This is a genomic window from Shewanella sp. MBTL60-007 (genome assembly GCF_019654915.1).
Lineage (GTDB): Bacteria > Pseudomonadota > Gammaproteobacteria > Enterobacterales > Shewanellaceae > Shewanella.
Genome location: NZ_BPET01000160.1, coordinates 1 through 781 on the forward strand (window position 1 = coordinate 1; position 781 = coordinate 781).

General features: G+C 47.6%; 1 protein-coding gene. It reads right to left on the reverse strand.

Annotated features, from left to right (window positions below; genetic code table 11):
* The coding region (locus K5Q92_RS23835; protein WP_220771254.1) for a hypothetical protein at window positions 1-693 on the reverse strand (693 nt) is incomplete at its 3' end.
* Window positions 694-781 lie beyond the last annotated feature (88 nt).

Consider the following 781-nt stretch of genomic DNA (forward strand, 5'->3'; position numbering starts at 1 on the left):
TCCCTTTCCCTCTCTCTCTCGCCCGCCTTCTTCCTCCTGTTTCATACCCTGTTCCGCCTCTTTAGTCGGCTTGCTGTTTTTTCCCCCTTTGTCCTCTTCCTGTCTCCCCTCTTCTTCCTCCCCCTCTCTTTTCCTTCTCCCCCCCCTCTCCTTTTCTTTCTCCTCTCTCTTCTCCTTTTTTTTTTCTCCTTCCTCTTTTCTTTTTCTTTTCCCCCTTTTCCTTCCTTCTTTCTTCCCTTTCTCCCTTTCTTTCCCCTTCCTCTTTTTTTTTTTCTTCCCTCTTCTTTCCCTCCCTTTCTCTCCTTTCTTTTTTTCCCTTCCTCCTTCTCTCCCCCCCTCCCTTTCTCCTCCCCTTCCTCCTCCTTCCTCCTCTTTTCCTTCTTCTCCCTCCTCCCCCTTTTTTTCTCCTCTCTTCCCTTCCTTTTCCCCCTCTTTTTCTTCTTCTTTCCCCCCCCCTCCCTCCTCCCTTTTCTTTTCTCTTTTTCCTTTTCTTCCTTTTTCTCCCTCTTCTCTCCTCCCTCCTTCCCCCTTTTCCTTTTTCCTCCCTCCCTCTCTTTTTTTCTCTTTCCTCCCCTCTCCTTTTTCCTTTTTCCTCTCTTTCTTTTTTTTCTCCCCCCCCTCCTCTTTTTCTTTATTTAATTTCTCTCTCCCCCCCTCCTCCTCCCCCTCTTCCTTTCCTTCCCTCTTTTCCATCTTTTCTTTCTCCTTCTTTTTTTTTTTTCCTGTTTCCTCCCTTTCCCTTGCTGGCTCTCTTCTTTTTCCCCCTCTCCTCTTCCCTTCG